An 8,704-nucleotide genomic window follows, 5' to 3' on the forward strand; every position below is an offset into this window, starting at 1 on the left:
AATGCCCAAGCCCGCCTCCAATGCCTCAGCGAAAGGCCCTCTCGGGAGCATTGCGGGCAATGCTGGAATGGCATCTGGGCCGTCAACGAGGCTTCTCGTGTCGTCATTGCTGGAAAGGTCAACGATCGCACAACATCTGGGTCGACTCGTGCGGCGTTGGCGATCTTCTCCGCCGCAGCCGCGTCGACGCTGAAGTCCAAGGCGGTGCCATGCGCGGAATCGATTTTGATGTGAGCCAGCAGTTCCGCGTCATCACAGTAGTTGGCCGCCGCCAGCCGAGACAACCAACCTGACAATAACTCGTCTGGCACCGGCGCGACAGTTTTCGGCAGCGGGCGCGGCTTCACACCCCGGACTTCTCGATCCGCCGATCGGCTTTCGCATGGCGCGACCAAACCGGCGTCCATTTTGCGATCGCGTCATCGGTGATGCATTCCTCGCCAGTGACAATAGCGTCGATGGAAAGATCCTTGATCAGGGCGAAGATACGCGAAGTCACCCCGCCGGTCAGCGCAAGTATTTGCTTGAGCGACTTGACCTTCAGATTGGATTTCTTCTCGAGGGGCATTGCCGCGATGAGTGTCTGGATCATGTCCGAGAACTCGGCATCGTCGCGCCAGTTTGGCAGGTGATGTTCGTCCAGCCGCCTGGCAAGCTGGATATCACCACGGATGGCATCGACGGCCTCGCTGACCCCGAGGCAGACCAGCGACACCTCGAGTTCATTGCTAAGATACCGCAGAACATTGAGAAAGCGGCGCTGTTCGCCGTGGGTCCCGGCCAAGAGGTTGTGAACCTCGTCGATCATGATCATCCGAAGGCCAAGGTCGCGCAGGAGCGCGATGACGCGGACTTCGAGGGAAGCCACATTTTGAGCGCGGGCGCTCAGTGCCGTCGCCGGGGCGCCGACGGCGGCCAAGATGTGTAGGTAGAACCGCCGTTCGTCTGGTGCGGGCGGCGCTTGCAACAGCAGCAGCGGTGTGCGGGTGATGCCTGACGCCGGATCGTATTCTGGTGCGTATTTGCGCGACAGGTTTCGGGCGATCATCGTCTTGCCGATCCCGGAGGCACCATGCACAAGAAGCCCAGGCATACGGGTTTGCCGTGGCGCTTCGATCAGAACCTGCAAGCGGCCCAACACCTGTTCGGCCCGCGGAAAGCCGATCCAGATGTCCGATTGAATGAGGGCGACCCGACCGTCTTCTTCAGTTGTTCCTGCCCTCAATTCACCATCTCTCCACCTTGAACAATGGGCGTGATGTATCACCCGTGTCGATCGCGCGCAGCCCTTCGTTTGTCGAGACAGCCGAGTTGGCGCCCTCCAATGTCCCTTTTCTTTCACGGGATCGGCGTTCAGCCCTGGTCAGGCCGCGGCTTTCAGCCTCGACCTGGCGTTGCAGTCGGATCAGCTCAGCCAGAACCAGCTCTTTGGACCCGGACTTGCCAAGGGCACGAGCCTTCCTCATGGCTTCGCGATATTCCCAGAGGGACACAGGCGGAATTTCCAGGTTTCTGTACCGCGCCTCAACATATCGGCCATCTTCCAGTTCAACCCAGATCATTGAGATATCGCGAGGATCGTAGCGAACAACCACCTTTCCATCGCCGCGCCCAATCTGGCCTGCAAGGGCATCGGACCAGTACCGTATCTGGAACAGATGGATGCCGTCACGCCTGACTTTGCGCAGCTCGCTCGGCAGGAAACTCACCTGAAAGGCTTCCATCTCGAAGGGGATGTCGCCCGTCATTTGCTCTGAGAGCGCTTCCCATTTGGCAACGGGCGTACAGCCAAGGCTTGAATGAATGCTGTTGTTGTAACGGCAGATTTCGAGAGCAAACCAATGATCGAATTCGCTCAGGGTCATCGTGGCCTGGCCTTCGGCGTCATAGTCGCCCTTGGCCGCGATCGAGGATTGCGTTGTTCCCGGCAACAGGTGAACGGCCCCCATCATTGTCCCGATCAACCGCTCGATGTGACCCCCGAAGTGAGGACTTCCCGGCGGCCGATAGATCAGATCGATCCCCCATTCCGCACATGCCGACCGAAAGGCCCGCGACCGGAAATCGCGGCCATTGTCGACGTGGATGCTGTGCGGTTTGCCTTGTGCGGGCCAAGGGATATTGCACGCCAATTCCGCCAGAAGTTCCGCCTTGGGGGCAACCGCCTGTGTCAGGCAAAGCGCCACTGACAGACGCGAAGGTGCCTCCAGAGAGGTGTAATATCCGGTTACCAACCGCGTTGCGACGTCGATCGCCAGCGTGACCCAAGGCCGCCCAATTGGTTGGCGCTCAAAACAGTCAACGAGAATGATGTCGGCAGGTGTATGGTCGATTTGCACGACCTCCAGTGGCTGACTGGCCTTGTTCTCGCCTGTGACGGCCGCAAATTTCTGGCGGGCAGCCTTTGCCCCCTCTCGTGCCTTTGCAACTTCGCGGGCATCCATTGCATCCAGACGACGCTGAACCGTCCGCCGTGTCGGCGGTTGCAAGCCCTGCTGCCAGCACGCGCTGCGGATCTCAGTCACGACGCGCGAGAGACTCGAACGCTCTCGGCGCAAGAAATACCGGCGAAGATGCTCTTCGATCACCGCTTCGACCTTGCCGGATATTAAAGTTGTTCCAGTTGGGCGGCCACGTTTCCGCGGTGCCAGTGCGCTGGTGCGCCCGCCCTCTTCCGCCAGCCGCTTTATCCAACGCCAGACCGTCGCTCTACTGACACCAAGCTCCCAAACGGCATCATTGATACCACTTTCCAGACTGCCAGTCCCATTGAGATATGCCTGAACAAGCGGACGCAGCACAGCTGCCCTGCGCGCCTCTTCAGCACCAACGGTAACAGAGTCTTCGCCATCATCATCCATCGATAATTGCCGCACATGTCTGTGAATCCTGTCTCGGGTTTAAGGGCAAGAATATCGGAATTAAAGGCAAAATCTCATATTTAAGGGCAAAGCATATCCGTTGATTTCGTTGAATTTCCCATCTCACAATTAAGGGCTACGCGACATCAGGCAACGGCACCCGAAGTCAAGGAACTACGATCCGAAGCCTTGGTCCTGAAGGAGGTGGTCGCCGAGCTGACGCTTGAGAACCGGCTGCTCAAAAAAAGCATGCTCGGGGATGGGGAGGGCGACGAATGAGGTATCCTGCATCCGAGAAGCTTGAGATCATTCGGACGGTCGAGGCGTCGCATTTGCCGACCCGGCAAACCCTGAAGATGCTCGGCATTCCCAGCAGCACCTATTACGACTGGTATGCCCGGTGGAGCGACGGTGGCATTGATGCGCTTGCCGATCGCTCTCCCCGGCCCAAGTCGGTCTGGAACCGCATCCCGGACAAGGTTCGCGAGGATGTTGTCGGCTTTGCCCTGGAGCATGAAGACCTGACACCCCGGGAACTGGCCGTCAAATACACCGACGAGAAGCGGTACTTTGTGTCGGAATCATCGGTTTACCGCATCCTCAGTGCCGAGGATCTGATCACCGCGCCGGCCCATGTGGTGATCAAGGCTGCGGACGAGTTCAGGGACAAGACGACCCGCCCGAACGAGCTGTGGCAGACTGACTTCACGTATCTGAAGGTCATCGGCTGGGGCTGGTTCTATCTCTCGACGATCCTCGACGATTACAGTCGCTACATTATCGCCTGGAAGCTTTGCACGACGATGAAGGCGAGCGATGTCACCGACACGCTGGAGTTGGCACTGGATGCTTCGGGCTGCAACAGCGCGACCGTTGTGCATAAGCCGAGGCTGCTCAGCGATAATGGCTCATCCTATGTCGCCGCCGATCTGGCTGATTATCTTGAGGACAAAGGCATGGATCATGTCCGCGGTGCGCCACACCATCCCCAAACCCAGGGCAAGATCGAACGCTGGCATCAGACCATGAAGAACCGGGTGCTCTTGGAAAACTATTACCTGCCCGGCGACTTGGAACGCCAGATCGGCGCCTTCGTCGACCACTACAACAACCACCGCTACCACGAGAGCCTGAACAACCTGACCCCCGCCGACGTCTATCACGGCCGCGGCACGAGGGTCCTAAAGATGAGAGAGGAGATCAAGAAACAGACAATCCGAAAACGCCGGTTGCAGCACCAAGCCGCCGCCGCCTAAACTTGAACAGAAACCGAACCAGAGCCTCCGTTACGAAACAGCCCCAGCTCTCCGAAAAACTCTGACTACGGACAGTGTCTAACGTCAGCGCTTATGGGTCCAAAAAGGGTCATTTGCTTAGAAAGGATTTGTTGCCCATCGTAGCCACCAAGGAGTGGACGATGAGAAAGACAACGAAGAGCCCTGGCGAGAAGATCGTCAAAGATATCAAGGCATCCGCTGTAGGCTCAACCATGCTGCCCGTACTGCTCCACGCCGAACTTTATGAAGGCGGCGAACTGGTACAGTTTGGCGCTGATCCGGTGACTGAGCACACCGAGTGGCCCGGCAAGCCGATGCGATGAAACGTGATGCCATTGTGCAATCACAGAAATGCGGCACATCGCCCATCCTCTGGCAGCAATGGTCCAAAACCAGAATCCTTACAGGATTGTAAAGCCTCGGTCATGGAATGTGTACGCCCCATCCATATCTGACAATTCACAGAGGGACAAAAATGTCCCTCAACGTGGTCAGGAGGGCGATTGAAATGAAAGCGAAACAAGCAAAAGTTCTGGTGCTCGGGGGCAATTTTGCGGGCTTGGGCGCGGCGCAGAAGATACGGGAATTCGCCGGAGACGCGGTGGACATCACCGTCATCGACCGCAAGGCCTATCTTGACTATATCCCGAATATCCCGCTTGAGATTTTCGAGGGGCGCGATCCAGCCGTAACCATGCATATGGATTTGATCGACGCACTGGCCCGCGACGGGATCAAGTTTCGCCAAGCCGAAGTGCTTGGCCTGGATCTGGATGCGCATGAGGTTCGTGTGCGCCCGAACGAACGCCCCGGCGCCCCTGAATACCGCGTCGGGTATGACTATCTTGTCATCGCACTTGGCGCACATCTGGCCTATGACGATATCGAAGGCTTTGCAGAGCATGGGTATACCGTGTCGGATGCATGGCACGCCAATCGCCTGATCGAATATTTGAAGAATGACTACAAGGGCGGCCCGATTGCCGTCGGGTCGGACCGGTTCGAACAGGGTTTAAAAGGAAAACCAGATTGGCTTCCGGTTGCGTTGGCGGCCTGCGAAGGCCCTCCGGTGGAGGTCTCGCTTTCCCTCGCCCATTGGCTGCAAGAACACGACAAGGGCAGCGCCAAGAACATCACCATCTTCACCCCGGCAGAACTGATCGCCGAGGACGCTGGCGAGAAAGTGGTGGGGCAACTTCTGGATGCCGCTTCGTCCATGGGGTTTGGCTACATGAACAAGGTCGAAGGTATAGAGCGGCTGACAGAAACCGGGATCGAATTTCGAGACGGACGCAAACTGGACGCCGAGATCAGCATCGTTCTGCCCAATTGGAAGCCTCACGCGTTTCTCAAGGGGTTGCCGATCTCGGATGAGGTCGGGTTCATCATAACTGACATGACAATGCGCAATCCCGACTATCCGGAGGTATTCGCCTGTGGTGATGCGGCGGCGATCACCGTTCCGAAACTGGGCGCAATCGGCCATCAGGAATGCGAGGTGGTCGGCAAGCAGATTGCCAAGTCGGTCGGCAAGCTTTCCGCAGAGAAGGCTGACGCGCCCTGGCAGCCAGAGGTTGTTTGCATCGGTGACATGGGCGGCGGCAAAGCATTCTATATCCATTCGAATTCCTGGTTCGGATTCGGTGGGGATATCCAGGTGCTCGAAATGGGCCGCATGCCCTATGCACAGAAACTACTCTACAAGGAAATGTTCTTTCGCAACCACGGCAAGATCCCCAACTGGGGACTGCCGGCGGCGAAATGGGCGGCTGAGACCCTGCCGCTCTGATCTGTTTACCCGCGCGGCGTGCCGGGATCGGGCGTCGCCTTCACATCTCGCTTGATAAAAAGGAGAAACGCAAATGTCTGAACTCATGGTCATCGGATACAATAACCCGAAAACCGCCGAAGAAGCCCGCAAGGCGCTTTTTGGCATGGCAAAGGAATACCTGGTCGACGTGGCGGATGCTGTCGTCGCGACGGTCGATGAAAAGGGCAAGGTCAAGCTCGGCCAGATCGTGCACCCTTGGTCTGTGGGCATGGCTGGCGGTGCCTTTTGGGGGCTGTTGATTGGTCTGATCTTCTTCATGCCGCTTGTTGGTGTCCTGACGGGGGCGGCGGCTGGCGCGTTGACCGGGGCGTTGTCCGATTACGGGATCAACGACCAGTTCATGAAGGACGTGTCGGACGTGTTACAGCCCGGGCAGGCGGCCCTGTTCATCCTGGCCAAGCAGAACGCCCCTGAAAAGGTGGTCGAAGAGCTGGGCAAGTTTGGCGGCACCATTCTGCGGACCAATCTCGATACCGAACAGGAGGCGAAACTGCGCGCGGCCTTTGATCACGCGCATGAGGAACTGACCGGACAAACCGGGCAATCCGAAGTTCCCGCCTGATCTCTCCATGTCTGCAGTCCCCGCGATCGGGGGCTGCAAAATCATACAGGATATCTGATAGATGTTCACCCAATTTCAGACAGACTATCCCGACGTACTGGCCTTTGACGCAAAGGGCAAAATCTCGGCAGACGATTACAAGACCACGCTGATCCCGGCGCTTGAGGTGGCCGCGCAGGACCATGGTAAGGTCGGCATCCTGATCCGGTTCGGCCCGGAGTTCGAGGGCTATACCCTGTCAGGACTGGCCGAGGATGCCGTGTTCGGACTGGAACATTTCAACAGTTTTTCCCGGATTGCCGTGGTCACGGATATCGGCTGGATCCGCAAGGGTATGGAGGTGTTTGCGCATCTGATGCCGATGCCGGTGAAACTCTTTGACGCCGAGGACGTCATGCCCGCACTTGCCTGGCTGAAAGACACGGGCGCCTGATACGTCACAGAACAGAGTTTCGGGCCCCGGATACATTTTGGTTCGGTTGTGTTTTAGCCAAGTGTTGATTTAATGACGGGTAGTTTTTGAAGGGAGCGTTTCATGGCGGATGTCGCGCAATCACACCCGCCAGTATCAAACTGGCTCCACAGGTTGAAACATGTGCTTCCCATCGCAATCGGATTGGGGCTGTTTGCGCTTGGCGTCTATGCGCTCTATCACCTGTTGAAACCGGTCAATCCAGCGGATGTCATGGCCCAGGTGCGTGCAACACCCTGGTCGACGCTGGCCATTGCGTTCGGCGCAACGACCGCGGGATACGTTGCCCTGATCGGATATGACTGGTCTGCGTTACGTTACCTGGGAAAGCGGGTTCCGCCTCGGGTTATCGCGATGGGCGGGTTCCTGGGCTACAGTTTTGGCAACACGATCGGCATTTCGGTCATATCCGGTGGCGCCGTACGGTATCGCATTTACTCGGCCTTCGGGCTGAATGCGTTCGAAGTTGCCAGCGTATCGGCCTTTGTCTCACTGGCATTCGGTCTGGGTATCACGGCTATTGGCCTTTTGGCGCTTGCTATCCATCCTTATGCACTCGATGGGGTGGTGCCGGTGTCCACCTCTGTCGTACGGCTCTGGGCAGGGGCCGGAGCAATCGGGATGATCGGCGTCCTTACCTGGCTGTCGGTTTCCGGAAAGACCCTGCGCATTCGAAATACCGAACTGTCCGCGCCGAGCCCCGGAATACTTTATGGTCAATTGGGGTTTACCTTTGTCGATACCGCCATGGCGGCGCTGACGCTGTATATCCTGTTGCCCGCCGGGGCGCCTGATTTCATCACGTTCTTTGCCGTGTTCGCGGCAGCTTCGATGGCGGGCGTAGCCAGCCACGTCCCCGGAGGCGTGGGGGTGTTCGAAAGCGTGATCATCGCCGCAATACCCGCCGGGGCGCCGCTGGATCAGGTGGCGGCGGCGCTCCTGCTCTACCGGATCATTTACTACCTCGTGCCATTTGCGCTGGCCCTCGCTTTTGTCGCTCTGAATGAAGCGCGCCTTGCCGGCGGGCTGGTGACCCGATTGCTGGGCGAGGTCCCGGAGCCAATGCGCCCCGTTCTGTCATCGGCCGTTACCGCAGCACCGGCCTTGAGCGGCGTTGTTGCGTTCGCGGTTGGGACATATCTCACGCTCATGGCCCTCGTCCCCTCGGTTCGGCCCGAAGACACCGATCCGCATGACCTGTTGGCCGCGATATTGCTGGAAGGTGGCGCGGTCCTGTCGGCGGTTCTCGGGGTTTTGCTTTTGATCCTGAGCCAGGGTCTGGCGCGGCGTATCTCAGGTGCTTTCTGGTTGACCCAGGCCGCTTTGCTCTTGGGAAGTCTCGCCTCGCTGCTCAACGGTGTGGATTTCGAAGGGGCGCTGCTGCTCGGCGGGGCATCGGTGGTGCTCTGGCCGTTCCGTAAAGCGTTCTATCGTTCAGCCAAGGTGACGCGCGGTGTCCTCAGCCCGGGTTGGCTGGTGCTGGTTGCGGCCCTGGCCATCAGCGCGGCGGCCGTGTTTTTCTTCATGCATGAGAGCACTCCGTACTCCAACGCGCTCTGGACCCAGTTTTCTGCCGCAGACAACACCGCGCGGGCCCTGCGGGCCGGTTTGATTGCGTCGTTGGGGTATTGTCACATTAACGTCCGGGGACCGCAAAGTTCACCGACGCTTCTGAGATCAGGCTATATTTGCAGCCGCTCT

General features: G+C 58.3%; 7 protein-coding genes and 2 pseudogenes. 6 read left to right on the top strand and 3 right to left on the bottom strand.

What is annotated here, in order from left to right; genetic code table 11:
• The 3 genes from VK792_RS18990 to VK792_RS19000 all read right to left on the bottom strand — a co-directional run.
• Positions 1-407, bottom strand: a 407-nt coding sequence (locus VK792_RS18990) for a TniQ family protein (protein ID WP_326299465.1), incomplete at its 3' end; no start/stop codon positions are given.
• Complete coding sequence (locus VK792_RS18995) at positions 344-1,267, bottom strand: TniB family NTP-binding protein (RefSeq protein ID WP_326299475.1); 924 nt, start codon at positions 1,265-1,267, stop codon at positions 344-346. The genes VK792_RS18990 and VK792_RS18995, both read right to left, overlap by 64 nt.
• A complete protein-coding gene (locus VK792_RS19000; protein WP_326299466.1) occupies positions 1,227-2,861 on the bottom strand; it encodes a TnsB C-terminal domain-containing protein in 1,635 nt (544 codons plus the stop codon). The genes VK792_RS18995 and VK792_RS19000 overlap by 41 nt, the downstream gene beginning before the upstream one ends.
• Before the next feature lie 138 nt (positions 2,862-2,999).
• On the opposite strand from VK792_RS19000, the pseudogene VK792_RS19005 reads away from it, so the two are divergent.
• From VK792_RS19005 to VK792_RS19030, 6 genes and pseudogenes are all read left to right on the top strand, one after another.
• Positions 3,000-4,117, top strand: a pseudogene (locus VK792_RS19005) (IS3 family transposase); the annotation flags it as partial.
• Positions 4,118-4,356: 239 nt separating this feature from the next.
• Positions 4,357-4,446: pseudogene (locus VK792_RS19555) on the top strand (CbtA family protein); the annotation flags it as partial.
• 200 nt (positions 4,447-4,646) lie between these two features.
• Positions 4,647-5,927, top strand: coding sequence for an NAD(P)/FAD-dependent oxidoreductase (locus tag VK792_RS19015; protein WP_326299469.1), 1,281 nt, complete (start codon positions 4,647-4,649; stop codon positions 5,925-5,927).
• A 73-nt stretch (positions 5,928-6,000) separates the two neighbouring features.
• Positions 6,001-6,531 (top strand): DUF1269 domain-containing protein, encoded by a 531-nt coding sequence (locus VK792_RS19020; protein WP_326299470.1) that lies wholly within the window; start codon positions 6,001-6,003, stop codon positions 6,529-6,531.
• A 61-nt stretch (positions 6,532-6,592) separates the two neighbouring features.
• Positions 6,593-6,964 (top strand): SpoIIAA family protein, encoded by a 372-nt coding sequence (locus VK792_RS19025; protein ID WP_326299471.1) that lies wholly within the window; start codon positions 6,593-6,595, stop codon positions 6,962-6,964.
• Positions 6,965-7,066: 102 nt separating this feature from the next.
• The coding region (locus tag VK792_RS19030) for a lysylphosphatidylglycerol synthase domain-containing protein (protein ID WP_326299473.1) at positions 7,067-8,704 on the top strand (1,638 nt) is incomplete at its 3' end.

The organism is Mesobacterium hydrothermale (assembly GCF_035818635.1).
In the GTDB taxonomy this organism is placed as follows: domain Bacteria; phylum Pseudomonadota; class Alphaproteobacteria; order Rhodobacterales; family Rhodobacteraceae; genus Mesobacterium_A; species Mesobacterium_A hydrothermale.

Bases quoted from the DNA above. Each gene is read 5' to 3' on its own strand.
- VK792_RS19000 (WP_326299466.1), bottom strand. From the start codon at position 2,861: ATGGATGATGATGGCGAAGACTCTGTTACCGTTGGTGCTGAAGAGGCG.
- VK792_RS19015 (WP_326299469.1), top strand. From the start codon at position 4,647: ATGAAAGCGAAACAAGCAAAAGTTCTGGTGCTCGGGGGCAATTTTGCG.
- VK792_RS19020 (WP_326299470.1), top strand. From the start codon at position 6,001: ATGTCTGAACTCATGGTCATCGGATACAATAACCCGAAAACCGCCGAA.
- VK792_RS19025 (WP_326299471.1), top strand. From the start codon at position 6,593: ATGTTCACCCAATTTCAGACAGACTATCCCGACGTACTGGCCTTTGAC.